Source organism: Pseudomonas sp., assembly GCF_030696055.1.
Classification (GTDB): Bacteria; Pseudomonadota; Gammaproteobacteria; order Pseudomonadales; family Pseudomonadaceae; genus Aquipseudomonas.
The window spans coordinates 1-26,951 of sequence record NZ_JAUYNP010000180.1 but is presented as its reverse complement, the minus strand read 5'-3'; the positions used below and the strand labels follow the sequence as shown (position 1 = coordinate 26,951).

24 protein-coding genes are annotated in these 26,951 nt (G+C 63.3%); 6 read left to right on the top strand and 18 right to left on the bottom strand.

From position 1 onward, the window contains the following. The first annotated feature begins 170 nt into the window (after nt 1-170). Nucleotides 171-761 carry a HutD family protein gene (locus Q8Q83_RS10610; RefSeq protein ID WP_305623522.1) on the top strand — a complete coding sequence of 197 codons (591 nt, stop codon included), beginning with the start codon at nt 171-173 and terminating at the stop codon, nt 759-761. Between the two features lie 265 nt (nt 762-1,026). Next, nucleotides 1,027-2,772, top strand: coding sequence for a methyl-accepting chemotaxis protein (locus tag Q8Q83_RS10605; protein WP_305623520.1), 1,746 nt, complete (start codon nt 1,027-1,029; stop codon nt 2,770-2,772). Between the two features lie 279 nt (nt 2,773-3,051). Here Q8Q83_RS10605 and Q8Q83_RS10600 read toward each other — a convergent pair whose 3' ends face one another. The 11 genes from Q8Q83_RS10600 to bioB all read right to left on the bottom strand — a co-directional run bounded on the left by Q8Q83_RS10600 (nt 3,052) and on the right by bioB (nt 16,496). Further along, nucleotides 3,052-4,830 carry an acyl-CoA dehydrogenase C-terminal domain-containing protein gene (locus Q8Q83_RS10600; RefSeq protein WP_305623518.1) on the bottom strand — a complete coding sequence of 593 codons (1,779 nt, stop codon included), beginning with the start codon at nt 4,828-4,830 and terminating at the stop codon, nt 3,052-3,054. 186 nt (nt 4,831-5,016) lie between these two features. Then, nucleotides 5,017-6,813, bottom strand: coding sequence for an acyl-CoA dehydrogenase C-terminal domain-containing protein (locus tag Q8Q83_RS10595; protein ID WP_305623517.1), 1,797 nt, complete (start codon nt 6,811-6,813; stop codon nt 5,017-5,019). 258 nt (nt 6,814-7,071) lie between these two features. Continuing rightward, nucleotides 7,072-8,361, bottom strand: coding sequence for a diguanylate cyclase (locus Q8Q83_RS10590; protein ID WP_305623516.1), 1,290 nt, complete (start codon nt 8,359-8,361; stop codon nt 7,072-7,074). A 187-nt stretch (nt 8,362-8,548) separates the two neighbouring features. Next, complete coding sequence (locus Q8Q83_RS10585) at nt 8,549-10,354, bottom strand: phenylacyl-CoA dehydrogenase (protein WP_305623514.1); 1,806 nt, start codon at nt 10,352-10,354, stop codon at nt 8,549-8,551. Nucleotides 10,355-10,509: 155 nt separating this feature from the next. Beyond that, a complete protein-coding gene (locus Q8Q83_RS10580; protein WP_305623513.1) occupies nt 10,510-11,151 on the bottom strand; it encodes a putative metalloprotease CJM1_0395 family protein in 642 nt (213 codons plus the stop codon). Nucleotides 11,152-11,371: 220 nt separating this feature from the next. Next, nucleotides 11,372-11,671: a hypothetical protein gene (locus Q8Q83_RS10575; protein WP_305623511.1), complete on the bottom strand. Its 300-nt coding sequence runs from the start codon at nt 11,669-11,671 to the stop codon at nt 11,372-11,374. A gap of 99 nt (nt 11,672-11,770) precedes the next feature. Next, on the bottom strand, nt 11,771-12,469 hold the full coding sequence (gene bioD / locus Q8Q83_RS10570; RefSeq protein WP_305623509.1) for a dethiobiotin synthase: 699 nt from the start codon (nt 12,467-12,469) through the stop codon (nt 11,771-11,773). A gap of 165 nt (nt 12,470-12,634) precedes the next feature. Beyond that, nucleotides 12,635-13,450: a malonyl-ACP O-methyltransferase BioC gene (bioC, locus tag Q8Q83_RS10565; RefSeq protein ID WP_305623508.1), complete on the bottom strand. Its 816-nt coding sequence runs from the start codon at nt 13,448-13,450 to the stop codon at nt 12,635-12,637. Continuing rightward, complete coding sequence (locus Q8Q83_RS10560; RefSeq protein WP_305623506.1) at nt 13,443-14,174, bottom strand: alpha/beta fold hydrolase; 732 nt, start codon at nt 14,172-14,174, stop codon at nt 13,443-13,445. The genes bioC and Q8Q83_RS10560 overlap by 8 nt, the downstream gene beginning before the upstream one ends. Continuing rightward, a complete protein-coding gene (gene bioF, locus Q8Q83_RS10555; protein WP_305623504.1) occupies nt 14,167-15,348 on the bottom strand; it encodes an 8-amino-7-oxononanoate synthase in 1,182 nt (393 codons plus the stop codon). The genes Q8Q83_RS10560 and bioF overlap by 8 nt, the downstream gene beginning before the upstream one ends. Nucleotides 15,349-15,440: 92 nt before the next feature. Beyond that, a complete protein-coding gene (gene bioB, locus Q8Q83_RS10550) occupies nt 15,441-16,496 on the bottom strand; it encodes a biotin synthase BioB (protein WP_305623503.1) in 1,056 nt (351 codons plus the stop codon). A 77-nt stretch (nt 16,497-16,573) separates the two neighbouring features. Between bioB and Q8Q83_RS10545 the strand changes: the two genes are divergently transcribed. From Q8Q83_RS10545 to rarD, 3 genes are all read left to right on the top strand, one after another. Beyond that, complete coding sequence (locus tag Q8Q83_RS10545) at nt 16,574-17,311, top strand: ComF family protein (protein WP_305623502.1); 738 nt, start codon at nt 16,574-16,576, stop codon at nt 17,309-17,311. Nucleotides 17,312-17,351: 40 nt separating this feature from the next. Then, nucleotides 17,352-18,329, top strand: a complete 978-nt coding sequence (locus Q8Q83_RS10540; RefSeq protein ID WP_305623500.1) for a serine/threonine protein kinase — start codon at nt 17,352-17,354, stop codon at nt 18,327-18,329. 190 nt (nt 18,330-18,519) lie between these two features. Next, complete coding sequence (rarD, locus tag Q8Q83_RS10535) at nt 18,520-19,407, top strand: EamA family transporter RarD (RefSeq protein WP_305623498.1); 888 nt, start codon at nt 18,520-18,522, stop codon at nt 19,405-19,407. A 156-nt stretch (nt 19,408-19,563) separates the two neighbouring features. Here the strand turns inward: rarD and Q8Q83_RS10530 are convergent, their stop codons facing one another. After that, nucleotides 19,564-20,082 carry a glycine cleavage system protein R gene (locus Q8Q83_RS10530; RefSeq protein WP_305623497.1) on the bottom strand — a complete coding sequence of 173 codons (519 nt, stop codon included), beginning with the start codon at nt 20,080-20,082 and terminating at the stop codon, nt 19,564-19,566. 47 nt (nt 20,083-20,129) lie between these two features. Beyond that, on the bottom strand, nt 20,130-20,582 hold the full coding sequence (locus tag Q8Q83_RS10525; protein WP_305623495.1) for a GNAT family N-acetyltransferase: 453 nt from the start codon (nt 20,580-20,582) through the stop codon (nt 20,130-20,132). A 255-nt stretch (nt 20,583-20,837) separates the two neighbouring features. On the opposite strand from Q8Q83_RS10525, the gene Q8Q83_RS10520 reads away from it, so the two are divergent. Next, nucleotides 20,838-23,015 (top strand): malate synthase G, encoded by a 2,178-nt coding sequence (locus tag Q8Q83_RS10520; RefSeq protein WP_305623493.1) that lies wholly within the window; start codon nt 20,838-20,840, stop codon nt 23,013-23,015. Nucleotides 23,016-23,143: 128 nt separating this feature from the next. On the opposite strand, the gene Q8Q83_RS10515 is transcribed toward Q8Q83_RS10520, so the two are convergent. The 5 genes from Q8Q83_RS10515 to Q8Q83_RS10495 form a co-directional block, all read right to left on the bottom strand. Continuing rightward, a complete protein-coding gene (locus tag Q8Q83_RS10515; protein ID WP_305623491.1) occupies nt 23,144-23,938 on the bottom strand; it encodes a DNA adenine methylase in 795 nt (264 codons plus the stop codon). Then, nucleotides 23,908-24,099: a Com family DNA-binding transcriptional regulator gene (locus Q8Q83_RS10510; protein WP_371132395.1), complete on the bottom strand. Its 192-nt coding sequence runs from the start codon at nt 24,097-24,099 to the stop codon at nt 23,908-23,910. Before Q8Q83_RS10510 ends, Q8Q83_RS10515 begins: the two co-directional genes overlap by 31 nt. Before the next feature lie 138 nt (nt 24,100-24,237). Further along, complete coding sequence (locus Q8Q83_RS10505) at nt 24,238-24,696, bottom strand: YiiX/YebB-like N1pC/P60 family cysteine hydrolase (RefSeq protein ID WP_305623488.1); 459 nt, start codon at nt 24,694-24,696, stop codon at nt 24,238-24,240. A 2-nt stretch (nt 24,697-24,698) separates the two neighbouring features. Continuing rightward, a complete protein-coding gene (locus Q8Q83_RS10500) occupies nt 24,699-25,247 on the bottom strand; it encodes an XkdW family protein (protein WP_305623486.1) in 549 nt (182 codons plus the stop codon). Further along, a complete protein-coding gene (locus tag Q8Q83_RS10495; RefSeq protein WP_305623484.1) occupies nt 25,247-26,842 on the bottom strand; it encodes a hypothetical protein in 1,596 nt (531 codons plus the stop codon). Before Q8Q83_RS10495 ends, Q8Q83_RS10500 begins: the two co-directional genes overlap by 1 nt. Nucleotides 26,843-26,951 lie beyond the last annotated feature (109 nt).

The following is a 26,951-nucleotide window of genomic DNA, read 5'->3' as shown; positions in this document are numbered from 1 at the left end:
ATCCTGAAAATTCAATTAACTTATTGTTATTTAATGGTTTATCCAGAATTCATCGTGACGGAGCGCTGCATCTAGAGCTGTGCAGGAAAAAGTTTTTTGCTTAGACGGATAGAGAACGAAAGACTTTATGTATATACAATATGAAAAATAACCCGACAGGAGAGCACAGGATGAGCGCGCGGATTATCGACAGCCGCACGGCCAAACAGCTGCCGTGGAAAAATGGCCAAGGGGTCACCCTGGAGCTGGCGATTGCCCCGCCCGGGGCCGAGCTGCACGACTTCGACTGGCGCATCAGCAGCGCCAAGGTGGAGAACGCCGGGGCCTTTTCGCTCTTCCCCGGCATCGACCGCAGCCTGGGCCTGCTCAGCGGCGAGGGCTTGCGCCTTGAGCTGCCCGAACAGGTGAGCCTGCGCCTGGATCGGCACAACCCCATACAGAGCTTCCCCGGCGAGCTGGCGATCCAGGCCGAGCTGCTCGGCGGCGCGGTGTGCGACTTCAACCTGATGACCCGGCGCGGGCGCTGGCAGCAGCGCCTGGAATACCGGCGCATGCGAGGCGAGCAGCTGATCGACGGTGCCGAGGCGGTGTTTATCTACTGTCAGCAGGGTGAGTTGCTCGGCTGCACCTTGCCCGGCGGCATGCAGCTGCAACTGAGCGCCGGCCAAGGCCTGCTGCTGGAAGATGAAAGCGGCCCCTACAGGCTAAGCAGCACGGGCAATGTCGATGCTTTTCTGGCCTGGCTGAACCGCGCGAGCTAACAGCGCGGCCCACGGCCATGCACCCATGGCCGGCAGATTTTGCTAGCGCTGCTAGGCTCTACAGATCGGCATGCGGGGGCGATATGCCGGCGCGGGCCCTCCCGCGCCGCCCAATCCCAGCCGGCGTACCTCACGCCACCCCAGGCGCAAGACGAACAGCCGTAACCAGACCACAGGGATAGTCGAAACAGAGCTACGCTGCATCCAACTTCTTGGCCTCGGGTAGGCGGGCGGGCGACGCCGGCGTATCCAGAGGTCAGACGCCATGAACAGCAACACTACCTCGAAGGCCATTCCCGCCCTGCTGCTGGCCATCGCGACCACCTTCGCGACCTTGCTCTATGCCTTCTTCGCCATGCAGCAAGCCTCCTCCGAGCTACGCCAGGTCAGCGACAACCGCTACACCTCCTACCTGCTGGCCGATGAACTGCGGCAAAGCTCAGATGACCTGACCCGCCTCGGCCGCACCTATGTGGTCAGTACCGACCCCGAGTACGAGCGGCAATACCTGCAGATCCTCGATATCCGCAACGGCAAGGCGCCGCGCCCGCAGAGTTACCACAGGATCTACTGGGATTTCGTCGCCGCGGGCATCGCCCAGCCGCGCCCGGATGGCGAAACCATCGCCCTGGCGGACCTGATGCGCCAAGCCGGCTTCACCGAGGAAGAGTTCTCCAAGCTGCAGCAAGCGCAGGCCAATTCCGACGGCCTGGTGCAGCTCGAGGTCAAGGCGATGAACGCGGTGAAAGGCAAGTTCCTCGATGAGCAAGGCAAATACAGCCGCGACGCCGCGCCCGATCTGGAGCTGGCGCGTAACCTGCTGCACGGCAAGGACTACCACAACTTCAAGGCCAAGATCATGCAGCCGGTGGACGACTTCTTCGCCCTGGTCGAAGAGCGCACCGGCCAAGAGGTGCTGCTGGCCGATCGGGCCTTGAGCCGTGGGCAATACCTGTTCGTCGCGGTGCTCCTGGCCCTGATCGCGGAGATCATCGCCCTGATCTACCTGGGCCGCAGCCAGACCCTGCAGCAGCTGGGGGCCAAGCCCGCGGTGCTGGATCGGGTACTCAACGAACTGGCTTCCGGCAACCTCGCCGTGGAGATTCCCCCGGCCCGGCCGGACAGCGCCCTGGGCAATGTGCAACGCATGACCGACAAGCTGAAAACCCTGATCGGCGACGCCTTGAACAGCAGCGCCCGCCTGCACTCGGCGGTCGCCGAGGTAGCCAAGGTGGTGGACAACACGGCCGCGCGCGCCGCGCAGCAGAACCAGATGACCGAGTTGGTGGCCACCGCCGTGCATGAGATGGGCCTGACCGTGCAGGAGATCGCGCATAACGCCAGCAGCGCGGCCCAGGCCTCGCAAAGCGCCCGCCAGGAGGCGCACCAGGCCGACCATATAGTCAGCGACTCGGTGCAGCATATTCAGAAGATGGCCGATGACATCGGCGCAGCCGCCAAGGCGGTGGGCGAACTGGCCGGCCAGGTCGCCTCCATCGACCAGGTGTTGTCGGTGATCCGCGGCATCTCCGAACAGACCAACCTGCTGGCGCTGAATGCCGCCATCGAGGCGGCGCGCGCGGGCGAGATGGGCCGGGGCTTCGCCGTGGTGGCCGACGAGGTACGCACCCTGGCCGGGCGCACCCAGGGCTCCACCGACGAGATCCAGCAGATGATCCAGCGCCTCAAGCAGGGCGCGGAAAACGCGGTGGCCTCCATGCACGCCGGGCAATCGGCGACCAACACCGGCGTGGAGGAGAGCCAGCACACCCAGCACTCGCTACAGACCATCGCACAGCAGATCGAACATATCAGCGACATGAACACCCAGGTGGCCACCGCCACCGAACAACAGTCATCGGTGACCGAGGAGATCAACCGCAACGTCCAGGGCATCGCCGATATCGCCCACGCCACCACCGAGGAAGCCAAACACTGCCAGGAGGACTGCAAAACCCTGCGCAAGCTGTCCGACGACCTCAGCTCGCAGATGGGCAGCTTCCGCCTCTAGGCCGGCGTCAGGGGTAAGCAAATTCGTAGGGTGGGTTAGGCGCATGCCGCCATTGCCAAGCATCACGCCATTCGGGACGCGGCGTAACCCACCATCGACGCAACCCGCTCCATTGCCTGGTGGGTTACGCGCCGCGCCACTGTCGCGTGTGGATTCTCGGCCGGCGTACCGCGCCGCTAACCCACCCGACAAAAACCGCGAGCAACAGATAACGGGAACCTATCCAAGAAAAAGCCCCGGCTGATTAGGCCGGGGCTTTTTTACGTTACGCAGTACAGCTTAGAACTGCGCGGCGTCCAGCAGGTACAGGCTCTCGCTACCCGCCTTGACCGAAGCGGTCAGGGAATGGATGCGCGGCAGGATGCGGGCGAAGAAGAAGCGCGCGGTGCCCAGCTTGCTGACGTAGAACGCATCCTGATCCTGTTTGGCCAGGGCGGTGCGCGCCATCAGTGCCCACATATAGGCGTAGGCGGTGTAGCCGAACACCTGCAGGTACTCCACCGAGGCGGCGCCGACTTCGTTGGGGTTGGCCTTGGCCCGCTCCAGCAGATCGGCGGTCATCAGCTCCAGGTTGCCGATGGCTTCCTTCAGCGGCGTGACGAACTCGGCCAGGTTGCTGTCGGCCGAATCGGTGAAGGCTTTGATCTCTTCGGCGAAGTGCTTGTAGAACGCACCGCCGCTGCCGACCACCTTGCGCCCGACCAGGTCGAGGGCCTGGATACCGTTGGTGCCTTCGTAGATCTGGGTAATGCGGCAGTCGCGGATCAGCTGCTCCTGGCCCCACTCACGGATATAACCGTGGCCGCCGAAGATCTGCTGGCCGTGGGTGGTGGTTTCCAGCGCCATATCGGTGAGGAAGGCTTTAGCCACAGGCGTGAGCAGGGCCACCAGCTCTTCCGCGCGCTTGCGGGTAGCGGCGTCTTCGCTGAACTTGGCGGTGTCGAGTTGCATGGCCACGTAGCTGGAGAAGGCGCGACCGCCCTCGTTCAGCGCTTTCATGGTCAGCAGCATGCGGCGCACGTCCGGGTGCACGATGATCGGGTCGGCGGCTTTGTCCTTGGCCTGCGGGCCGGTCGGCGCGCGGCTCTGGATACGGTCGCGGGCGTATTCCACGGCGTTCTGGTAGCTGCGCTCGCCCAGGGACAGGCCCTGGATACCCACGCCCAGGCGCTCGTAGTTCATCATGGTGAACATGGCGGCGAGGCCCTTGTTCGGCGCATCGACTATCCAGCCGGTGGCGCCATCGAAGTTCATCACGCAGGTAGCGGACGCCTTGATGCCCATCTTGTGCTCGATCGAGCCGCAGGACAGCGCGTTCTTCTCGCCCAGGCTGCCGTCGGCATTGACCATAAACTTCGGCACCAGGAACAGCGAGATGCCTTTCGGACCGGCCGGGGCGTCCGGCAGTTTGGCCAGCACCAGGTGGATGATGTTCTCGCTGAGGTCGTGCTCGCCACCGGTGATAAAGATCTTGGTGCCGCTGATCTTGAAGCTGCCGTCGGCCTGGGGCTCGGCCTTGGTGCGGATAATCCCCAGGTCGGTGCCGGCGTGCGGCTCGGTCAGGCACATGGAACCAGCCCAGGTGCCGGCGTACATATTCGGCAGGTATTTTTCTTTCAGCTCTTCGCTGGCGTGGGCGTTGATCGACAGGCAGGCACCGGCGGTCAGCATCGGGTACAGGCCGAACGACAGGTTGGCCGAGTTGACCATTTCCTCGACCTGGGCCGAGATCGCCTTGGGCATGCCCATGCCGCCGAATACCGGGTCGCCACCGACGCCAACCCAGCCGCCTTCGGCGTAGGTCTTGTAGGCATCCGGGAAGCCGGCCGGGGTCTTCACCGAACCGTTGGCCCAGGAGCAGCCTTCTTCGTCGCCGCTGCGATTGAGCGGCGCGATGATACCCGCGGTGACCTTGCCGGCCTCTTCCAGGATGGCGGCGGCGGTGTCTTCGTCCACCACTTCGGCCAGGGCCGGCAGTTGGGCCCATAGCTTGGAGACTTCGAACACTTCATTGAGTACGAAGCGCATATCGCGCAGGGGAGCTTTGTAGTCAGCCATGGAGCAATCCTCGAACGAAGCAACGGGTATACAGAGGTGTGGGTATACAAACGTGTTTGAAGTCTAACCGAACAACTTTTCAGACACATAGGGTCGCGTCGTGACCACTGATTCACTAATCGTTTGTAGGGCTTTAGTCAGCAAAAACCCGCCATACGGCGGGCTCTTACGTATAGATGCCGTTGGTCAGAGCGCGAAATGCTCGGCCGGCAAACTCATCATGCAGGCGCTACCCGCCTCGGCCGCCAGCACATGGGCAGCGGTACGCGGCAACAGACGCTTGAAGTAGAACTCGCAGGTGGCCAGCTTGGCCTGGTAGAAGGCCGCCTCGCCCTCGCCCGCTTCGAGCTTGCGCTGGGCAACCACGGCCATGCGCAGCCAGAAGTAGGCCAGAGTGACGTAGCCGGAATACATCAGGTAGTCCATGGACGCCGCGCCGACCTCGTCGGGATTCTTCATCGCCGCCAGACCGATCTTCTGGGTCAGCTCGCCCCACTGCTGGTTCAGGCTCGCCAGTTGAGCGACCTGATCCTTGAGCTGCGGATGCGCGGCTTGGGCTTCGCAGAACTTGTGCACCTGCTTGGTAAAGCCGCGCAGCAGCTTGCCCTGGCTGCCCAGCACCTTGCGTCCGAGCAGGTCGAGGGCCTGGATGCCGTTGGTGCCTTCGTAGATAGGCGCGATGCGGCAGTCACGTACCAGCTGCTCCATGCCCCACTCACGGATAAAGCCGTGGCCGCCGAACACCTGCATGCCGTGGTTGGTCACCTCCAGGCCGGTCTCGGTCATAAAGGCCTTGCAGATGGGGGTGAGGAAGGCCAGCAGGTCTTCCGCCTCTGCGCGCTGCTCGGCGCTGCCTCCCGCGTGCGCCTGATCGAGCAGCTGCGCGGTGAAGTAGGCCAGGGCGCGGTTGCCTTCGTTGAAGGCCTTCATGGTCAGCAGCATGCGCCGCACGTCGGGGTGCACGATGATCGGGTCGGCGGCTTTTTCCGGCGCTTTCGGGCCAGTCAGCGCGCGCATCTGCAGCCGGTCGTTGGCGTATTTCAGGGCGCCCTGGAAGCTCGCCTCGCCCAGACACAGGCCCTGCATACCGGTACCCAAGCGCGCGTGGTTCATCATGGTGAACATGCAGTTGAGACCCTTGTTGGCCTCACCTATCAGGTAGCCGGTGGCGCCGTCGAAGTTGATCACGCAGGTGGCCGAGGCCTTGATGCCCATCTTGTGCTCGATCGAACCGCAGCTCACGGCATTGCGTTCGCCGGCCTCGCCCTCGGCATTGGGCAGGAACTTGGGCACGATAAACAGCGAGATACCCTTGGTACCGGCCGGCGCGTCCGGCAGCTTGGCCAGCACCAGATGCACGATGTTCTCGCTCATATCGTGCTCGCCAGCGGAGATAAAGATCTTGCTGCCGCTGATCGCGTAGCTGCCATCGGCCTGAGGCACGGCGCGGGTCTTGATCAGGCCCAGGTCGGTGCCGCAATGGGCTTCGGTCAGGCACATGGTGCCGGTCCAGCTGCCAGCGGTCATGCGCGTCAGGTAGGTCTGCTTCTGCGCTTCGCTGCCATGGGCGTGGATCGCCGACATGGCGCCGTGGGTCAGGCCCGGGTACATGCCCCAGGAGGTGTTGCTGGCGCCGACCATCTCGCTGATCAGCAAACCGAGGGAATGCGGCAGGCCCTGGCCACCGTAGGTCGGGTCTGCGGCCAGGCCCATCCAGCCGCCTTCGGCGTACTGGGCGAAGGCTTCCTTGAAGCCTTTCGGGGTGGTCACCACGCCGTTATTGAACTGGCACTCTTCTTCATCGCCGGAACGGTTTAGCGGCGCCAGCACCTGCTCGCAGAACTTGGCCCCTTCTTCGAGGATGGCGCCGACCATATCCGGGCTGGCATCGCTGGCGCCCTGGGCGGCGTAGCTGCCGTGAAAGTCGAAGACATCATCGATCAGAAAGCGCATATCGCGCAGCGGGGCCTTGTACTCGGGCATGGGGAGTCTCCGTCAGCAGATCGTAGGCAGGTTCTAAGACCCGCAGCTTCGACCAGGACGGCGCCCATCACAACGACAGTGCATGCGCTGAATGCGCTGCCATAAACGACCACGCCAAGAACCTGTTTACGATCTTGCGAGCTAGAGCGAGACAAGGCAGAAATGGCCGAGGGCGCGGAGTTTACTGGCTGTAAATGAGCAGCCCGAGGCCATTTCTAACGCAGTATCGCCGACGCGCAGCAGATCGTAGACAGGTTCTCAGCCACGCGCACGCGCAAGCTTGACCGCACCACGCCGCTGGCCATGGCTGCGAATGCAGTTGCGCCCGGCACTCTTGGCGCCGTACAGGGCCTGGTCCGCCGCTTTGATCACCTGCTCTGGGCTACCGTGCTCGGCACTGCGCTCGGCCACCCCCATGCTTATGGTCACCGACACCTGAGTCGCCGCCGCGCCCGCCCGACGCTGGCGGCCCTGCTTATCGTCCCGGGGCCGTTGCTGCTTGTCGCGCAGCTGCAAGCGGTAGTGCTCGATGGCCTCGCGCACCTGCTCCAGATGAGGGATGCATTCCTCGACGCTCTTGCCCGGAAACACCAGGGTGAACTCCTCGCCGCCGTAACGGTAGGCCTTGCCGCCACCGCCGATCTTGCGCAGCTGGCTGGCCACCAGGCGCAGCACCTGATCGCCGACATCGTGGCCGTGGCTGTCGTTGAATTTCTTGAAGTGGTCGACGTCGGCCATGGCGATCACATAGTTACGGCCCAAACGCTGCAGGCGCTCATTCAAGGCGCGGCGCCCCGGCAGCCCGGTCAGCTCGTCGCGAAAGGCCATCTGGTAGGCCTCGTGGGCCACCGCCACCACCAGCATCAACATGATCTGGCTGCTCATCACATGCAGGGCATGGGGCAGGATAAAGGTCTGCGGCAGCATCCACAGCAGGCCGCACAAGCCCAGCAACTGCGCCGCATGCAGCGGCCGGGGCGCGCGCAGGTATTGCACCAGCAAGAGGACGAAACCCAGCAGAAACACCGGGTAGGCCAACTGCACCAGGCTCAGCCCTTCCAGCTGCAAGGCCGGCCAACGCACCTGCGCCAACCACTGCAACAGCGCCTCGGGAAAACGCCGGGCCAGGCCTAGCGCCACCGCGCCCACCGCCAGCAATACCGCGGCCCGCGCTACCAGGTCCTGGAGCAGGTGGGTGCGTTCCTGCCAGGCCGCGTACAGGCCATAAAACAGCGGCAGCAGCAGGCTGCACAGGTGGAACACCAGGGCCGCATCGGCGCGCACCTGGGCCTTCTCGCGGAAATGATCGACCTGGATATCCAGGAGGAAATAGCCGGAGTAGAGCACCAGTAGCAGGAACAACTCACGCTGGCGGCCATAGACCAGGCAGAAGGCGCCGCCGAGCAACAGCAGCAGGGTCGGCAAGACGTTGAACAGGGAGGTGAAGAACTCGCTCAGGGCAGACAGGCTGGCGAGCAGCATCCCGCCGCCGAGCAACAGCAGCGAAGGCAGAAAGTGGCTGAAACGCACAGCGGCAAAGCGCGACAAGACAAGCTCCACGGACCGGTCGAAAACCCAATAGTGCGACGCAGTGTGCCTGCAACCAAGGGATTACGCACGGGAACTGCTGCGCAAATCGACGAGCTGCTGCTTACTCCAGCCGTCTTCTCGCGGACATAAAAAAACCGCCACCCCTAAGGGCAGCGGTTTTTTAAACCTGCGCTGGAACCGGGGTTTAGTAGCCCAGATCGAAGTGCTCTTCGTCCATTTCCATCAGGTTGCCTGCACCGGACAGCATGGCTTCAACATGAGCGCGGGTACGCGGCAGGATGCGCGCGAAGTAGAAGCGTGCGGTCTGCAGCTTGGCCTTGTAGAAGGCCTCTTCTGCAGTACCGGCAGCCAGCTTTTCGGCAGCCAGGCGGGCCATGTCGGCCCAGAAGTAGGCCAGGCAGACGTAACCGGAGTACATCAGGTAGTCCACCGAAGCGGCACCGACTTCTTCGCGGTCTTTCATCGCGGCCATGCCCACTTTCATGGTCAGGTCGCCCCACTCCTTGTTCAGCTTGGCCAGCGGCTCGACGAAGGCTTTGACCGCCTCGTTGGCTTCGTTGGCCTGGCAGAACTTGTGCACTATCTTGGTGAAGCCTTTCAGCGCTTCGCCCTGGGTCTGCAGCACCTTGCGACCCAGCAGGTCGAGGGCCTGAACGCCAGTGGTGCCTTCGTACAGCATGGAGATGCGGCTGTCGCGAACGTTCTGCTCCATGCCCCACTCGGCGATAAAGCCGTGGCCGCCATAGATCTGTACGCCGTGGTTGGCGGCTTCGAAGCCGACTTCGGTCATAAAGGCTTTGGCGATCGGGGTGAGGAAGGCCAGCAGCGCGTCGGCCTGCTTCTTCTCGGCTTCGTCCTGGCTGTACTTGACGATGTCAACCTGCTTGGCGGTGAAGTACACCATGGCGCGGTTGCCTTCGGCGAAGGCCTTCATGGTCAGCAGCATGCGGCGCACGTCCGGATGCACGATGATCGGGTCGGCGGCTTTGTCCGGCGCTTTCGGGCCAGTCAGGGAACGCATCTGCAGACGCTCGCGAGCGTACTTCAGGCCGCCCTGGAAGCCGATTTCGGCGTGGGCCAGACCTTGCAGTGCGGTACCCAGACGCGCGGTGTTCATAAAGGTGAACATGCAGTTCAGGCCTTTGTTCGCCGGGCCGATCAGGTAGCCGGTGGCGCCGTCGAAGTTCATCACGCAGGTGGCGTTACCGTGGATGCCCATCTTGTGCTCGATCGAGCCACAGGTGACGGCGTTGCGCTCGCCAGCCGAACCGTCGGCCTTGGGCATAAACTTCGGCACGATAAACAGCGAGATGCCTTTGGTGCCTTGCGGCGCGTCGGGCAGGCGGGCCAGTACGATGTGGACGATGTTATCGGCCATGTCGTGTTCGCCAGCGGAGATAAAGATCTTGGTGCCGGAAACCTTGTAGCTGCCGTCGGCCTGCGGTTCGGCCTTGGTGCGCAGCATGCCCAGGTCGGTGCCGCAATGCGGTTCGGTCAGGCACATGGTGCCGGTCCACTCGCCGGAAACCAGCTTGGTCAGGTAGGTGTGCCGCTGGTCGCTAGTACCGTGCTCGGCAATGGTGTTCATCGCGCCGTGGGACAGGCCCGGGTACATGCCCCAGGACCAGTTGGACTCGCCCACCATTTCGCTGATGGCCAGACCCAGGGACTCCGGCAGGCCTTGGCCGCCGTGGTCGACGTTGTGCGCCAGGCTCGGCCAGCCGCCTTCGACGAACTGCTTGTAAGCCTCCTTGAAGCCGGTCGGGGTCTTAACGCCGGACTCGCTCCAGGTGCAGCCTTCGAGGTCACCTACACGATTCAGCGGGGACAATACCTGCTCACAGAACTTGGCGCCTTCTTCGAGGATGGCGTCGACCATGTCCGGAGTGGCGTCCTGGCAACCAGGCAGGCTCTGATAATGCGCTTCGTAGCCGAGCAGTTCGTCGCGAACGAAACGGATATCACGCAAGGGGGCCTTGTAATCAGGCATAGCGGTTAACCTCTGCGGTGGAATTCTTTGTGTGTAGGTGACCGGAAATTCGGTCGTTTCGGGAGCAATCCCGGCACTTGATCACCCCTTGGCAACCAAGAGAATCAAACAGGCGTTTGAAACATACGTTTATGCCTATTTATTGTCAAGCACCCCTAAGCAACCAGATCGATCGCCTGGGCCGGCTCCTGCAACTCGCCCAAGCGCCGGTACAGCTCAAGACTAGGCGGTGGCGGCAACTCCTGCCGCGCCGGCTCAGCGGATTTGTCCTGCTCCGCCCGCTCTTTTTCCTGTTCTTCTTCGGCCTGCGCCCGCGCTTCACGTGCCTCACGCGCAGCCGCCGCTTCGCTGCGCTGCAACTCGTTCAGTTCGGCGCTCGCGGCGGCTATCTGTACCTGGGCCTGGGCGGCGATACGCAGATCCTGAGCGGACGGCTCGGCCGGGGCCAAGGCCGCCCGCAGCACTATCTCCATCTTGCGCAATGTGGCTTCGGGGTCGTTCGGCACCGGGCCTGAGTCGATGCTGACCTCGCCACCCACCGCATAGCGCTTGCCATCCGGGCCGTGGCTAAAGGTATAACTGGGCGCCCCCGCGTAACGACCACCCACGGCGGCATGGGCCTGCTCGTGGGCGCGCACTTCTTGATCACGTTTGCTGAGCTTGGCGATTTCCAGTTGTTCGAGGCGTTGCTGCTGCGGGCTGGGCTCGCCCTTGGCTTCTTGCTCGGAGCGGGAGGACTGCTCGACTGGCTTATCCGCTTCCTCACGGCCAGACGCGGATGGTTGCTCCTCAGCCAAGGGCTGGGGAGTAGCTAGCGGTGCTTGGGAGGGACTATTGCTGTCGCTGGAGACAGCGGGAGATAGGCTTGGAGAAACAGGGGACGTAAACGAGCGAGCCGGCAGTAAGGACGCTGCAGGCGCGGAATAGAACCCTGCGCCGCCAATGTGCATGCAATCGCTCCTCGCCCCTGAGTTGACTGCCGTACTACCAGCCTTGCCTAGGCTTGGGGCAAACCGCTCAAGCGCTGGTGTCGATCAAAGTACCCAAGACTTCATCGGCGGTTTTCACCACCTTGGCGCCCGCCTGAACTTCATTCCGCGCCTGCTCCAGGGCCACCAGGCTCTCGGCCAGATCGGGGCGGGTTTGCTCTGCCGTACTGGGTGCCGGATTGACCTGATTCGGCGGAGGCGTCGAAGGGGGTTGTTCTGGGGGCGTAACAGCAGTGCTGGCGATATCGGCGGCGGCCTGATCGAGGCGCCGCTGTCCCGCTTGAATGGTGCTGATGCCTGCATTGAAGGCGTTACCGGAGATTTCCATAGCCAAGCTCCCGCCACAGAGGCAGAACAGTATTGGTTTTCATTGAAGCAGAGATTGCTCGAAAAACGTACAGGTAAAAAGCTATGGCACAAGCCCTGCTTATGCCTCCTGGCTTATATCCCACAGTACGTCCAGATTGAGATGGCTCGCCACGGCGGCCGGCGTGGCTGCAGCCAGGCGCGGCACATAACCCAGGCAGGGCGCCGGCAGACGCTCGGCCAGGGTCGCCAGATTGTCCTGCAGGCGCGAGGTCTGCGGATCGACCAGATTGGCCACCCAACCGGCCAAGACCAGGCCATCGCGGACTATCGCCTCGGCCGTCAGCACGGCCTGATTGATGCAGCCCAGGCGCACGCCGACCACCAGAATCACCGGTAGATCCAGGGCGATCGCCAGGTCCGAGAGGGACGCCTGCCCGGCCAAGGGCACCCGCCAACCGCCCACGCCTTCGACCAGGCACAGGTCGGCGCGTTTATCCAGAATCGCCTGCACCGGGCCCTGCAACGCCGCCACGTCCAGCAGCACACCGGCCTCACGGGCCGCCAGATGGGGGGCGATGGCGGGGGCGAAGGCCAGCGGATTGACCTCCTCGTAGCGCAGCGCCAGGCTGCATTCGCCGAGCAGCGCCAGGGCATCCTCGTTACGCAGGCCTTCAGGCGTTTGCTGACAACCCGACGCCACCGGCTTGGCCGCGGCGGTGGACAGCCCGGCCATCCGCGCGGCATGCAACAGGCCGGCGGCTATGGTGGTTTTACCGATGTCCGTATCTGTGCCGGTAACGAAAAAGGCCTGAGTCATAGCAATCCACCCTGCGCAGCTGGTCTTGCCGGCTCTCTACCGAAAGCCAGGGTATCGGTGCCGGTAACGAAAAAGGCCCGGGTCATAGCAATCCCTTCACGGCTGGTTTTACCGACTCTCGACCGAAAACCGGGGTATCGGTAGCGGCGACGAAGAAGGTCGCACTCATGCCTGTTGTTCCTTGCGCAGCACGCCGTAGACCACCTGGTAGGTGGCCGGCAGCCCCTGGGGTTGGCGGAAGCGCTCGTAGGCCTCGACCAGCGCGAGAATGCGCGCGCGACCGGTCAGGCCACCCGGGCGCCCGGGGTTGAGGTTATGCGCGCCCAAGGCTTTCAGCTCGTGGGTCAGGCTGCGCAGATCCGGGTAATGCAGCACCTGGGCGCGGCTTTGCAGACTCAGCGACTGCAGACCGCTGGCGGCGCAGAGTTGCTGGTAATCCTCGAAGTGGCGGAAGCGGTTGACGTGCACGAAGCCGTCCCCCGCATGCCAGCTGTCGCGCAGCTCCTGCAAGGTGCCGACGCACAGGCTGCTAAAGGCCAGCACGCCGCCCGGACGCAACACCCGCTTGGCCTCGCGCAGTACCGCCGAAAAATCCGCGCACCATTGCAACGCCAGGCTGGAAAACAGCAGGTCGCAACACTCAGCCTGCAGCGGCAAGCGCTCGGCATCCCCGGCGATAAAGTGCTGCGCGCCACCCAGGGGCTGGGCGTGGCGCAACATGCCTTCGGCTATATCCATAGCCAGGCCCTCGGCGCTGGCGAAACGCTGGCCCAGGGCGCGGCTGAAATACCCGGTGCCGCAACCCAGGTCCAGCCAACGCTGCGGGCTGCACGACTGCGGTAAGCGCGTGAGCAACTCGCTGCCCACCGCGCGCTGCAGCGCCGCCACGCTGTCGTAGCTCTCGGCGGCGCGGGAGAAGGAGGCGGCCACCTGACGCTTGTCCGGCAGGCCGCTTAGCGGGTCTTGCGCCCAATCAGTCATCGCCGGCCTCATGCAGAAAGGCCTGAATAGCCGCGGCTATCTCGTGGGGGCGCTCCAGGGCGAAGGCATGGCTGGCGCTATCGATCAGGCCGATCTCGACATCGGCCAATAACGCCAATAGCGCTTGCGCCGTCTCAGCCGGCACCAGGGCATCCTGACCGGCGTATAGATGCAGCTGCGGGCCGACAAAGGCCTGCAAGGCGCCACGGCTATCCAACGTGGCCAGCAGATCCAGGCCTGCCAGCAGCGTCTCGGGCTGCGCCTGAGGTGCCGCCCCCAGCAATAAACGCGATAACCCGCGCGGGTCGGCCGCGCCCTGGGCGCAGAGCAGGGCGAAGCGTTTCAGGGTGGCGCGGGCATCCAGCGCGCAGCCCTGGCGAAAGGCGCCGAAGGTCTCGGTCGCCATGGCGCTCGGCCAGCTTGGCTCGGCGACAAAACGCAGGTTGCTGGCCAGGCACAGCAGGCCAGTGCAGCGCTCGCCGCGCCGCGCCGCCAACTGCGCAGCCAGCATGCCGCCCAGGGACCAGCCGCCGAGCCAGGCGTCTTGCGCCAGGTTGGCGTCCAGCTCGTCCAGCCAGTCGGCCGGGTCGCTGGAGTCCAGCAGGGGCAGCGGTTCAATCTCGACCTGCAGGCGCGGATCGAGGCCGCGCAAGGCCTCGGCCAAGGGCTCCAGAGGAGCGCTGCCGAGGCCCCAGCCGGGGAGCAGAATCAGCCGGTCACGCATGGCCTGCCCCCTCGGCCGTCAGCAGCGGCCAGCATTCGGCCAGGGCTTCCAGCAGCAGCTCCAGCTGTTCCAGGCTGTGGGCCGCGGACAGGGTCACGCGCAGCCGTGCGCTGCCGGCCGGCACTGTGGGCGGACGTATGGCGGTGACCAGCAAACCGCGCTCGCGCAGCAGCTGGGACAACTGCATGGCGCGGCCGCTGTCGCCGACCAGGATCGGCTGGATAGGCGTAGCGCTGTCCATCAACTGCAAGCCAATCGCCTGGGCGCCGGCGCGAAAACGCTGGATCAGGGCGTTCAGGTGCTCGCGCCGCCAGTGCTCGCTGCGCAGCAGCTCCAGGCTTTTCAAGGTGGCGCAGGCCAGGGCCGGGGGCTGGCTGGTGGTGTAGATATAGGGCCGGGCGAACTGCACCAGGGTTTCGATCAACTCCTCGCTGCCGGCGACAAAGGCACCGGCGGTGCCGAAGGCCTTGCCCAAGGTGCCGACCAGCACCTGCACATCATCGATACCCAGGCCGAAGTGCTCGACTATGCCGCCGCCGGTAGCGCCCAACGGGCCGAAGCCGTGGGCATCATCGACCATCACCCAGGCATCGGCACGCCGCGCCTCGGCGCACAGCGCCGGCAGGTCGGCCAGATCGCCATCCATGCTGAACACCCCGTCTGTCACCACCAGGCAATTACCCAGGGTCTTGCGCAGGCGGTTGGCCAGGCTGACAGTATCGTTATGCAGATAACGGGAGAAGCGCGCCCCGGAGAGCAGGCCGGCGTCCAGCAAGGAGGCGTGATTGAGACGGTCTTCCAGCACCGTATCGCCCTGGCCGACCAATGCGGTGACCGCACCCAGATTGGCCATATAGCCGGTGGAAAACAGCAGCGCCCGCGGCCGCCCGGTAAATTCGGCCAAGGCCTCTTCCAGCTGGTGGTGCGGCGTGCTGTGGCCGATCACCAGATGGGAGGCGCCGCCGCCCACCCCCCAACGCGCGGCGCCGGCGCGCCAGGCTTCGATCACCTGGGGATGATTGGCCAGGCCGAGGTAGTCGTTGGAACAGAAGGCCAGCAGCTCGCGGCCGTCGACCCGCACCACGGGGCCTTGCGGCGAGTCGAGCAAGGGGCGCTGGCGATAGAGATTGGCGGCGCGGCGTTCGGCGAGGCGGCTAGTGAGATCGAAGGGCATGGACAGCTCAGCTGGATTTGTAGGAGCGAGCTTGCTCGCGATCTCCGTCAATCGGGATCGCCAGCAAGCTGGCTCCTACAGGTTCGAGAAGGTCAGACCGCGGCGTTATAGAACAGCTTGGAATCGCGCTGTTCGACCAGGGCCTGCTCGATGGCCGCCTGGTGCACTTCGTCGGCGTGCTCTTCGCGCGCTTCCGGCTGGATGCCGAGGCGGGCGAACAGCTGCATGTCCTTGCTGGCCTGGGGGTTGGCGGTGGTCAGGAGTTTCTCGCCGTAGAAGATCGAGTTGGCGCCGGCGAAGAACGCCAGGGCCTGCATCTGCTCGTTCATCGCCTCGCGACCGGCGGACAGGCGCACATGCGACTGCGGCATCATCAGCCGCGCCACGGCGAGCATGCGGATAAAGTCGAAGGGGTCGACGTCCTGCTCGTCGGCCAGCGGCGTGCCCTTGACCTTCACCAGCATATTGATCGGCACCGACTCCGGGTGCTCCGGCAGGTTGGCCAGCTGGATCAGCAGACCGGCGCGGTCGTCCAGCGACTCGCCCATGCCGAGGATGCCACCGGAGCAGATCTTCATCCCCGCATCGCGTACATAGGCCAGGGTTTCCAGGCGGTCGGCGTAGGTGCGGGTGGTGATGATATTGCCGTAGAACTCCGGCGAGGTATCCAGGTTGTGGTTGTAGTAATCCAGGCCGGCGGCGGCCAGGGCGGCGGTCTGCTCCTTGTCGAGCTTGCCCAGGGTCATGCAGGTTTCCAGGCCCATGGCTTTCACCCCTTCGACCATCTGCAGCACGTAGGGCATGTCCTTGGCCGAGGGGTGCTTCCAGGCCGCGCCCATGCAGAAGCGGGTGGAACCTATGGCCTTGGCCTCGGCGGCCGCCTCCAACACCTTCTGCACTTCCAGCAGTTTTTCCTTTTCCAGGCCGGTGTTGTAATGGCCGGACTGCGGGCAGTACTTACAGTCTTCCGGGCAAGCGCCGGTCTTGATCGACAGCAGGGTCGAGACCTGCACGCGGTTCTGGTCGAAATGCGCGCGGTGCACGGTCTGCGCCTGGAACAGCAGGTCGTTGAAGGGTTGCTCGAAGAGCGCCTTGACCTCGGCGAGGGTCCAGTCGTGACGCAGGTTGGCGGCGGTGGTAGCGCTCATCGGTAATTCCTTGTTGTTGGCGACGCCTTGCTACAGTCAGAGGCGACACGGATGTTCGGCATATTTATGGAAGGCTTATGCGCTGTCAACCCAATAGGCTCCAGCAGGTTTACAACTGGTTAAAAAACAAACAGCACTGTTTACTCTGCGACGAGCCAGCAGACGGCGCATTGGCCATCTGCAGCAGCTGCGAAGCCGAACTGCCCTGGCTCGGCGGCCATTGCCAGGTCTGCGCCCTGCCCCTGCCGGTTCACGGCCTGAGTTGCGGCGCCTGCCTGCAACGACCGCCGAGCTTCCAGCGGGTGGAAGCGCCCTGGCGCTACGCCTTCCCCATCGACAGCCTGATCACCCGGTTCAAGCATCAGGCCAAGTGGCCATTGGGACGTCTGCTCGGTGAGTTGTTGTCACAACATTTGTTGCACGCCTTCGCCGAAGGCCTGCCCCGACCCGACCTGTTGCTGCCGGTACCGCTGGCCAGCAAGCGGCAACGCCAACGCGGCTTTAATCAGGCGGCGCTGCTCGCTCAGTGGCTAAGCCAACAGCTGCACTTACCTCTGCAAGCCCACTGGTTGCAGCGGGTGCTCGACACCCCGGCGCAACAGCAACTGGACGCGGCCACGCGCAAGCGCAACCTGCGCCGTGCCTTTGCCCTGGCTCCAGACAGCCAGGTAAAGGGCCTGCATCTGGCCCTGGTCGATGATGTGCTGACCACCGGCGCCACCGCCGAAAGCATCGCCCGCCTGCTGCGCAAGGCCGGCGCCGCGCGGGTGGATGTCTACTGCCTGGCGCGCACGCCAAAGCCCGGCGAAGGTTAAACGAGTAGACTGCAACCTTATCTCTTGTGGACTAACGCGCATGTCGCATCCCTTTGCCGCACTGACTCCTGACTTGGTGCTGGACGCCGTTGAGAGCATTGGTTATCTGTCCGACGCCCGAGTGCTGGCACTCAACAGCTACGAGAACCGCGTCTACCAAGTCGGCATCGACGAGCAGCAACCGCTGATCGCCAAGTTTTATCGCCCCGAGCGCTGGAGCGATGCGGCGATCCGCGAAGAGCACAGCTTCAGCCTGGAGCTCAGCGAGCTGGAAGTGCCGGTAGTCCCACCGATTGTGCGCGACGGCGAAACCCTGTTTACGCACGCCGGCTTTCGCTTCGCGCTGTTCCCCCGCCGTGGTGGCCGGGCGCCGGAGCCGGGCAATTTGGATCACCTGTATCGCCTCGGCGGCTTGCTCGGACGCCTGCATGCGGTGTCGGCGATCAAACCCTTCGTGCACCGCGAGGTCACCAGCGTCAGCCATTTTGGCGATGCCTCGCTGGCCACTTTGCTGGAAGGCAACTTTATCCCGCGCAGCCTGCAAGCCACTTATCAAAGCGTGGCCGGCGACTTGCTCAAACGCCTGCACAGCTTGTTTGCCGGCACGGCTTACACGCCGATCCGCGTGCATGGCGACTGCCACCCCGGCAACCTGCTGTGCCGCGATGACAGCTTTCATATGGTCGATCTGGATGACTGCCGCATGGGCCCGGCGGTGCAAGATTTGTGGATGATGCTCGGCGGCGGCGAGCGCTATGAGCGGCTGGCACAACTGTCGGAGCTAATGGAAGGCTATCAAGAGTTTCACGACTTCAACCCCCGCGAGCTGGGGCTGATCGAAGGCCTGCGGGCCTTACGCATCATGCATTACAGCGCCTGGCTGGCGCGCCGCTGGGATGACCCGGCGTTCCCGCTGAACTTCTCCTGGTTTGGCAGCGAGCACTACTGGCACGAACAAATCCTGCTGCTGCGCGAGCAACTGGCGGCGTTGGATGAAGAGCCGCTGCGCCTGTTTTAGATGACGCTGCAGCCGTTATCCGCTGCGCGCCACAGCTCTTTGTAGGATGGAGCACAGCGATACCCATCGGCCGCCCAGCATGGGTATCGCTGCGCTCAACCGCATCCTACGAGTCGTTGCCCAACCGTTAACGACGAGATTTTTCTAATCACTTCTGGCGGCAAACGCCGACTCATTGCAAGGATTGTGCATGAACAGCGTCAACCTGCGCCGCGGCTATTTGCTGGGGCTTAGCGCCTACTCGATCTGGGGTTTATTCCCTCTGTATTTCAAGCTGCTGGCGCAGGTGCCGTCCGCCGAAATTGTGGTCCACCGGGTGCTCTGGTCGGCGCTCTGCGGCTCGTTATTACTGCTGGTGTGGAAACACCCTGGCTGGTGGCGCGAGCTGCGCGCCCACCCGCAACGCTTGTTGGTATTGACGGTCAGCGGCCTGCTGATTGCCTGCAACTGGCTGCTGTATGTCTGGGCGGTGAATAACGAGCAGATGTTGGCCGCCAGCCTCGGCTACTACATCAACCCGCTGGTCAATGTGCTGCTGGGCATGCTGCTGCTCGGTGAGCGCTTGCGCCGCCTGCAATGGCTGGCGGTGGGCCTGGCCGCGTGCGGAGTCTTGCAGCAACTGTGGCTGCTGGGCAGCTTGCCCTGGCTGTCGCTGGCGCTCGCCTTCAGCTTTGGCTTTTATGGTGTGATCCGTAAAAAAGCCCCGGTCGCCGCCCTGCCCGGCTTGGTGGTGGAAACCTGGTTATTGCTGCCACTGGCGCTGCTGTGGCTGCTCTTCAACCCACAAGCGATTAGCGCCCAAGCGGCGTTTTGGAGCGACAGCACGGCGCTCTGGTTGCTGGCCGCCGGGCCCATCACCTTGCTGCCGCTGCTGTGTTTTAACGCCGCCGCCCGCCATCTGCCTTACACCACCCTGGGCTTTTTGCAGTACCTGGCGCCAACTCTGGTGCTGCTGCAGGCGGTGTGGCTATTTGATGAGCATCTGGACGCCAACAAACTGCTGGCCTTTGGTTTCATTTGGGCCGGTTTGCTGGTCTATAGCCTCGATGCCTGGATCAGCCGGCGCAGGCGCAGCTGAGCGAAAAACCTATGGCCACAGTGTGAGGCGACGTGGGGCGGCGTAGGACGGACTCAGGAGCGCAGCGAACAGTCCGCCATGGCGCTGCATCGACCAGTGCCGTACTGCCTGCGGCGAGTACAGCCTACACATATCCAGCACCATGACAGAACCGCGTTAAACCTCGGTGCGCAGGCTTAGCTCGACCATCAGGTCATCGGCCAAGGCTTCCAGCTTCTCCTGCAAGACTTCCAGCTTCAGGGTCAGGGGCACGGCCAGCAACGCCTCGCAATGAAACAACGGCTCGCTGCTCATCGGCGCCGGCCGCACTTCGGTCTGCAGGCTTTCCAGGTTGACCCCGTGCTCGCTGAGCAGGCGGGTGATGTCGCGCACTATCCCCGGCCGGTCGTTGCCGACCAGCTCCAGCAAGATCGGCTTCCAGGTGCAGGACGGATCTATTCCGCTTTGCGCCAGCAACACCCGAATCCCTTGGGCGCTAAGGGCCTGCAGCGCCTCGACCAACTCGTCGTAGGCCTCGGCCGGCACGCCCACCTTGAGAATCCCAGCGAACTGTCCGGCCATCCGTGACATGCGGCTTTCCAGCCAGTTACCGCCATGGGCGGCGATGCATTGCGCGACTTTTTCCACCAGCCCCGGTTGGTCGGGGGCTATTACCGTCAAGACCAGATGATCCACTGTCGTCTCCTTAATGCAGCCTGTAGTGATAGAGCCAGCCTAGCCGCTCAATTGCCCGGCAGCGCCAACCAATAGCTGTAATACACCTCATCACGAACATAACCCAAACGCTCATACAGCGCCTGCCCGGCCAGGTTGGTCTTGGCGGTTTCCAGCTGCAAACCACAGGCGCCGCTGGCCTGCGCATGTTCACGCGCGGTATTCATCAGCAGTTCAGCAACCCCTTGGCGACGAGCGCTGGGCGCCACATACAGGTCGCTGAGCAACCAAGATGACTGCAGCGCCAAGGACGCCTGCAGCGGATACAACTGCACAAAACCCTGGGCGGCGCCCTGCGGATCGCGGGCAATAAACAATTGCGCATCGCCCTTGGTCAGCCGGGCCTGCAAAAAGCGGCGAATCTCCGCAATCGGCCGGGGCACCTGGTAAAACTCCAGGTAGCCGGCAAACAGCGGCAGCAAAGCGTCAAGATCATGGGGGGTGACTGCAGTAACCGACATAAAGACCTCGTAATAAGTGGTTCAAGCCAGTATAGCCAGCAGTTCGGGGTGACCACAGCAGCGCTGTTAGTCGCGTAGCGACTGTCACCCGCTGATTTTTTCAGCCGCATCATGTAGTATCCGCCGCCTCGACTACATGGCCGCCCGGCCTCGGTTTAGAACCTATTCAAGGTCGTCGCTCACGCCGTAATTGCGCCGCCTGCAACAGAGCTTAAATAGGTTCTTAGAGTTGATTTCGATAGAGAGAGGCAAGCAATGACTCAGCGCGTTCAAGTCGGTGGCCTGCAGGTCGCCAAAGTCCTGTTCGACTTCGTGAACAACGAAGCGATTCCCGGTACCGGCATTGCAGTCGAGCAGTTCTGGGCGGGCGCCGAAGAGGTCATCAATGACCTGGCGCCGAAAAACCGCGCCCTGCTGGCCAAGCGTGACGCTATCCAGGCCCAGATCGACGGCTGGCACCAAGCCCGCGCCGGTCAGGCCCATAACGCCAGCGCTTACAAAACCTTTCTGCAAGAAATCGGCTACCTGCTGCCGGAGCCGGCGAATTTCAGCATCACTACCGAAAATGTCGACGAAGAAATCGCCCGCCTGGCCGGCCCGCAGCTGGTAGTGCCGGTGATGAACGCGCGCTTCGCCCTGAACGCCTCCAACGCCCGCTGGGGCTCGCTGTACGATGCCCTGTACGGCACCGACGTGATCAGCGAAGCCGACGGCGCCGTAAAAGGTAAAGGCTACAACAAGGTCCGCGGCGACAAAGTGATCGCTTACGCCCGCGCCTTCCTTGACCAAGCAGCGCCATTGGCCGCCGGCTCCCACGTCGACTCCAGCGCCTATCGCATCGAAGCCGACAAGCTGGTCATCAGCCTCAAAGGCGGCAGCAACAGCGGCCTGCAAGACGACGCTCAGCTGATCGGTTTCCAGGGCGAAGCCGCCGCGCCGACCGCCATTTTGCTCAAGCACCACGGCCTGCACTTTGAAATCCAGATCGACGCCACCACCCCAGTCGGCCAGACCGACGCCGCCGGGGTTAAAGACGTACTGATGGAAGCCGCCCTGACCACCATCATGGACTGCGAAGACTCGGTCGCCGCCGTCGATGCTGATGACAAGGTAGTCATCTACAAAAACTGGCTGGGCCTGATGAAGGGCGATTTGGCCGAAGAAGTCGCCAAGGGCGGCACTACCTTCACCCGCACCATGAACCCGGACCGCGTTTACAGCGCCGTCAACGGTGGCAGCCTGACCCTGCACGGCCGCTCGCTGCTGTTCGTGCGTAACGTTGGCCACCTGATGACCATCGACGCCATCGTCGACAAAGACGGCTTCGAAGTTCCGGAAGGCATCATGGACGGCCTGGTCACCAGCCTGATCGCCCTGCATGACCTGCAAGGCAACAGCACCCGCAAAAACAGCCGCACCGGCTCGATGTACATCGTTAAACCGAAGATGCACGGCCCCGAAGAAGCAGCCTTCACCAACGAGCTGTTCGGCCGCATCGAAGACGTGCTGGGCATGACCCGCAACACCCTCAAAGTCGGCATCATGGACGAAGAGCGGCGCACCACCGTCAACCTCAAGGCCTGCATCCAAGCCGCCAGCGAGCGCGTGGTGTTTATCAACACCGGCTTCCTCGACCGCACCGGCGACGAGCTGCACACCTCCATGGAAGCCGGCGCCATGGTCCGCAAAGGCGCCATGAAGACCGAGAAGTGGATCGGTGCTTACGAAAACTGGAACGTCGATATCGGCCTGGCTTGTGGCCTGCAAGGCCGCGCGCAAATCGGTAAAGGCATGTGGGCCATGCCCGACCTGATGGCCGCCATGGTTGAGCAGAAAGTTGCCCACCCACTGGCCGGCGCCAACACCGCCTGGGTGCCGTCGCCCACCGCCGCCGCCCTGCACGCCATGCACTACCACCAGGTTGACGTGTTCGCCCGTCAGGCCGAACTGGCCAAGCGCCCACGTGCCTCGGTGGATGACATTCTGACCATCCCGCTGGCGCCCAACACCGACTGGACTGCCGCCGAAGTGCAGAACGAGTTGGACAACAACGCCCAGGGCATCCTCGGCTACGTGGTGCGCTGGATCGACCACGGCGTCGGCTGCTCGAAAGTGCCGGACATCAATGACATCGGCCTGATGGAAGACCGCGCCACCCTGCGCATCTCCAGCCAGCACATCGCCAACTGGTTGCGCCACGGCGTGGTTAGCCTGGCGCAAGTGATGGAAAGCCTCAAGCGCATGGCGCCGGTGGTCGACCGTCAGAACGCGGGCGACGCCCAGTACCGCCCATTGGCGCCCAACTTCGACAGCAACATCGCCTTCCAGGCCGCTGTTGAGTTGGTGGTTGAAGGCACCAAGCAGCCGAACGGCTACACCGAGCCCGTGCTGCACCGCCGCCGCCGCGAGTTCAAAGCCGCTAACGGCCTGTAATTTGTAGCGCAACGAAAAAACCGCCCTCCGGCGGTTTTTTTATGCTGCATGACGCCGCGCGCGAAAAATTGAGGGGCTGACGTGAGATAAATCACTTCAGCCCCTTTTGCATAGTATGCAAGAGAATCTTAGAAAAGGCCTGCTGGCTCGGCCAGGATGTCCCAGCTGAAGATCAGCACCTCCTTCGCTTCACTCCCTTTGCCGCCACCCACCGTGTACTTAATGTCGGTTGTCTCGATGTGATAGCCGGCGAACGCCTCACGGATCGCCGGGTGATCGTTCAGGCTGATGATGGCCTTGCCCTTGATCTCGCCGATCACCTTGGCCATCTCCAGGTACTGGCTGTACTCGAACGGGACACCGTAGCCCTCGGTCTCCCAGTACGGCGGATCGCAGTAGAACAGCGTGTGCTCGCGGTCGTACTTCTTGATCACTTCCTGCCAACTCAGGTGCTCGATGTAGGTGCTACTGAGGCGTAGGTGGGCTGCGGACAGTGCCTCTTCAATGCGCAGCAGGTTAAGACCTGGTGGCGTGGTGGTAGCAGTGCCATAGCTCTGACCCGCCACACGGCCACCAAAGGCCGACTGCTGCAAGTAGTAGAAGCGTGCGGCCCTCTGGATATCGGTGAGCGTTTCGACCCTGGTCATCTGCAGCCACTTGAACACCTGTCGGCTGCTCAGCGCCCATTTGAACTGTCTGACGAACTCCTCCAAGTGGTTCTGCACCACCCGGTAGAGGTTGACCAGGTCACCGTTGACGTCATTCAACACCTCAACCTCGGCCGGTACCGGCCGCAGGAAGAACAGTGCGGCCCCACCGGCAAAGGGTTCGACGTAGCAACTGTGAGCTGGGAACAGCGGGAAAATGCGATCGGCGAGACGGCGTTTGCCGCCTATCCAGGGGATGATCGGTTGTGCGGACATGGTGCCTCCTGATGGCTAGTGGCGCTCGATGGCGGTGTCAGGAGGCTCTCGGCCTTCAGGTGGTTCAGTGTCCGGCAACGCGGGCACTTGATCTGCAACTCGGTGAAACCACTGGCAGCTGCCAGCTTGCGGCCACAATGGCCGCATCTAATTTCTTGCATCATCTACAAACCCTTTGCGCTTCTGGTAGGCTCCCCGCCGCTCGCGCGTGAGCAGGGGGCCTTGGCTGGTTTGCAGGCTAGATCTGCTAACTGGTGATCAGCTTGGGTGTTAGTGCACTCAAGCTGATCGCCCTCTCTTTATATGGCTGCCTGGCACATCTCCCGATGCGGCGGCAGCATCCACAGATGTTGTGGTGTCACCCGACGCAAAGCATCAGGGCGAAACCAGACCTCTCCAGCTTGAGCTGCAGCCCAAGCCACCAACTCCGAGCAGAACCACGAATCCTCCTCTTGCCAGTCCCGGTGCAGGCTTAGGCCCGCAATGGCCGTCCAGTCGTAAGGTTTACCGATTTGGCTACGCGCGGCGTCAATGATGGCTTGCGGGTCGCGGGCTGGCAGATCAACCAGGCAATAGTCGAGTGCATGGCTGATGGCGTAGCTCTTGGATATTTGCCGAACACCCTCCAGCGCCGAGGCCTCTATCACATGAGGCCCGGCCACCAGCGCAACGTGGCTCCAGCGCGACCAGGTGGCCGCGCGGATCAGGGTGCTGAACGGATAGCGGCTGGTACTAAACAGAAGCTGAATGCTGCCCATGCTTACCCCCTCGAGTTGCCGATGCCGGACATGGCCGACTCGATGGCGGCAATGGTTTCGGCGGCGATGTCCTGCGCCTGATCCACCTCACCAGCGATCATTGCCTGGCGCACCATTTCTTTGGCCCCTAGGCGCGCCTCGCGGATCTGGTACAACGCCTCGGTGTAGGCGGCAGACTCGACCAGGATGTTGTCGGCGGCTTGCTGGGCGGTACGGCCACCGATGGCCCAGGCGGCAACGGTGCGGGGTACTGCTTCGGCAGGGTAGCGGGCGGCTTTGAAGGCTTTGGCCTCAGTCGCCGCGAGCTTGTATTCCTCATCGCGCAGGGGGGCACCTACGACTGCAACTCGGGCGGCATCGGCGGCCCGGTCAATAGCCTTGCACAGGGTGCCGCACAACGCCTCATTGCCGGCTATGAGTAATTGCGCGGGCGAAGGTTTCGGAGACGGCAACTTCCACTGATCAATGTAGGGGCCCTCGCCGTCGTCGCGCAGGGTGAAGTCGCGGCCGACTACCGCGCCAGGGAAGAGGTGCAAGATGGCGTCGCGCATCAGGAGATTCTCCGTCCGTTGAAATAGGTCAGTGCTGGGAATGGGTTGATGCTCGCGGCCACGTCAGACCAGGCGTAGACCTGCACTGTGTTGCCTGCTTCGAGGTACATGGGGCCTGAGGAACCGGATATCTGGTTGCGGGGGCCGTAGGATTCCGCGATGCGGCGCGCGACTGCTCCGTTGACCCATATCTCAACCCCGCCGTTATCCGCAGAGGAGCCGTTGCCGGTGTAGTGCACCGCCGCGTCGAACTCGTAGTAGCCAGTTACGGGCACAGTGAAGGTACTGTTGACCGGGTTGAAGTTGTTGGCGAGGTCGAAAACCTCCGTGCCGAAGTTGATGCGCGTGGTGACGGTGGCGGACAGCGACTGGCCCGAAGTCGGCGTTGCGTGGAAGCACGGAAGCCCGCGCAGGGACGCGAGAATCTGGGCGATGACGAATGCTGTGCTGGCCAGCTGGGTGGTGTTGGTGCCGGGAGCGGCCGTAGGTGCGGTCGGGATTCCGGTCAGACCGACCGACTCGAAGTCGGTGAATGCGTCCACCACGTTCGTACCATCGCTATAGACGAAGTTGCGCTTGCCTTGTGCCACGGCCACGCCGGTTCCCGCCGAGGTCTTTACCGTTAGGGTAAAAGCCCCCGTGGTGGCGTTATGCACCAGCCACGACTTAGTCGGGCTGGCGGGAACAATGACGCTCAGTGCCGATGTCAGCGCGCCCGAGAAGTAGAGGATCGCCATCCCGGCCTCATCGGCGGTCAGCGTCAACGTGCCGCCGGTACTGCTTTTAGCCAACCGGCCACTGACCGCCTCGTTTACAAACTGGCAGCTAGCGACTTGCGTGGTGTTGGTGCCACCAGCGGCGGTCGGTGCGGTCGGGATTCCGGTCAGTGCGGGCGACGCCAGCGGAGCCTTGAGGTTGTCGGCGGCGGTCACAAAGGCGGTGGTGGCCAGCTGCGTCGTGTTGGTGCTGGCAGCGGCCGTCGGCGCGGTCGGGATTCCGGTCAGTGCGGGCGACGCCAGCGGAGCCTTGAGGTTGTCGGCGGTGGTTACAAAAGCAGTGGTAGCCAACTGGGTGGTGTTGGTTCCTGCCGCAGCAGTAGGTCCTGCAGGCACGCCGGTAAAGATCGGGCTCGCTATCGGTGCCGCATCGGTGATGCCATAGCCACCCAGGGTGGTGGGCTTGCCGCTGTTGATCTTGCTCCAGTCCAGGCCGGGAATGTCGGTGGCCACCAGCGCTGCGCCAGCGGTGACGATGCCCTTAGCGTTGATGGTGACTTTGGGGTAAGTGCCCGCAACAGCACCACTGTCTGTCAGGGTAACCGCGATGGCTGCATTGGCACTGCCATCGAAGGAGGCACTACCAGAGGCTGCTCCAGTGATTGATAGCGTCCTGGCGGTGGCCAGCTTGGTCGCCTTGAGCACCGCCACGGTGCCGTCGAGAAACGCATCAATCTTGGCCTTGAGCCAGGCGGTGCGATTACCCAGCTGTTCGGCTTGCCGGTTGGCAATGCCACCAGGCCCGCCCAGTACCGGGTCGGATGTTTCGAGCTGGTAGACCCCAGCAGGGTAATCGGGCGTTTCCGACAAGTTAGCCATTAGCTGCTCCCATGGTTGTATTGGCCGTCGAACGCGGCGATCTGGTTGTAACGGATGGCCACCGCCGAGTACTCCAGCGAGGCCAGGCGGCAGCGAGCCGGCGCCGTGG

Coding starts and splice junctions, on each gene's coding strand:
- Q8Q83_RS10610 (WP_305623522.1), top strand. CDS start 171: ATGAGCGCGCGGATTATCGACAGCCGCACGGCCAAACAGCTGCCGTGG.
- Q8Q83_RS10605 (WP_305623520.1), top strand. CDS start 1,027: ATGAACAGCAACACTACCTCGAAGGCCATTCCCGCCCTGCTGCTGGCC.
- Q8Q83_RS10600 (WP_305623518.1), bottom strand. CDS start 4,830: ATGGCTGACTACAAAGCTCCCCTGCGCGATATGCGCTTCGTACTCAAT.
- Q8Q83_RS10595 (WP_305623517.1), bottom strand. CDS start 6,813: ATGCCCGAGTACAAGGCCCCGCTGCGCGATATGCGCTTTCTGATCGAT.
- Q8Q83_RS10585 (WP_305623514.1), bottom strand. CDS start 10,354: ATGCCTGATTACAAGGCCCCCTTGCGTGATATCCGTTTCGTTCGCGAC.
- Q8Q83_RS10575 (WP_305623511.1), bottom strand. CDS start 11,671: ATGGAAATCTCCGGTAACGCCTTCAATGCAGGCATCAGCACCATTCAA.
- bioD (WP_305623509.1), bottom strand. CDS start 12,469: ATGACTCAGGCCTTTTTCGTTACCGGCACAGATACGGACATCGGTAAA.
- bioC (WP_305623508.1), bottom strand. CDS start 13,450: ATGACTGATTGGGCGCAAGACCCGCTAAGCGGCCTGCCGGACAAGCGT.
- Q8Q83_RS10560 (WP_305623506.1), bottom strand. CDS start 14,174: ATGCGTGACCGGCTGATTCTGCTCCCCGGCTGGGGCCTCGGCAGCGCT.
- bioF (WP_305623504.1), bottom strand. CDS start 15,348: ATGCCCTTCGATCTCACTAGCCGCCTCGCCGAACGCCGCGCCGCCAAT.
- bioB (WP_305623503.1), bottom strand. CDS start 16,496: ATGAGCGCTACCACCGCCGCCAACCTGCGTCACGACTGGACCCTCGCC.
- Q8Q83_RS10545 (WP_305623502.1), top strand. CDS start 16,574: ATGCGCTGTCAACCCAATAGGCTCCAGCAGGTTTACAACTGGTTAAAA.
- Q8Q83_RS10540 (WP_305623500.1), top strand. CDS start 17,352: ATGTCGCATCCCTTTGCCGCACTGACTCCTGACTTGGTGCTGGACGCC.
- rarD (WP_305623498.1), top strand. CDS start 18,520: ATGAACAGCGTCAACCTGCGCCGCGGCTATTTGCTGGGGCTTAGCGCC.
- Q8Q83_RS10525 (WP_305623495.1), bottom strand. CDS start 20,582: ATGTCGGTTACTGCAGTCACCCCCCATGATCTTGACGCTTTGCTGCCG.
- Q8Q83_RS10520 (WP_305623493.1), top strand. CDS start 20,838: ATGACTCAGCGCGTTCAAGTCGGTGGCCTGCAGGTCGCCAAAGTCCTG.
- Q8Q83_RS10515 (WP_305623491.1), bottom strand. CDS start 23,938: ATGTCCGCACAACCGATCATCCCCTGGATAGGCGGCAAACGCCGTCTC.
- Q8Q83_RS10510 (WP_371132395.1), bottom strand. CDS start 24,099: ATGCAAGAAATTAGATGCGGCCATTGTGGCCGCAAGCTGGCAGCTGCC.
- Q8Q83_RS10505 (WP_305623488.1), bottom strand. CDS start 24,696: ATGGGCAGCATTCAGCTTCTGTTTAGTACCAGCCGCTATCCGTTCAGC.
- Q8Q83_RS10500 (WP_305623486.1), bottom strand. CDS start 25,247: ATGCGCGACGCCATCTTGCACCTCTTCCCTGGCGCGGTAGTCGGCCGC.
- Q8Q83_RS10495 (WP_305623484.1), bottom strand. CDS start 26,842: ATGGCTAACTTGTCGGAAACGCCCGATTACCCTGCTGGGGTCTACCAG.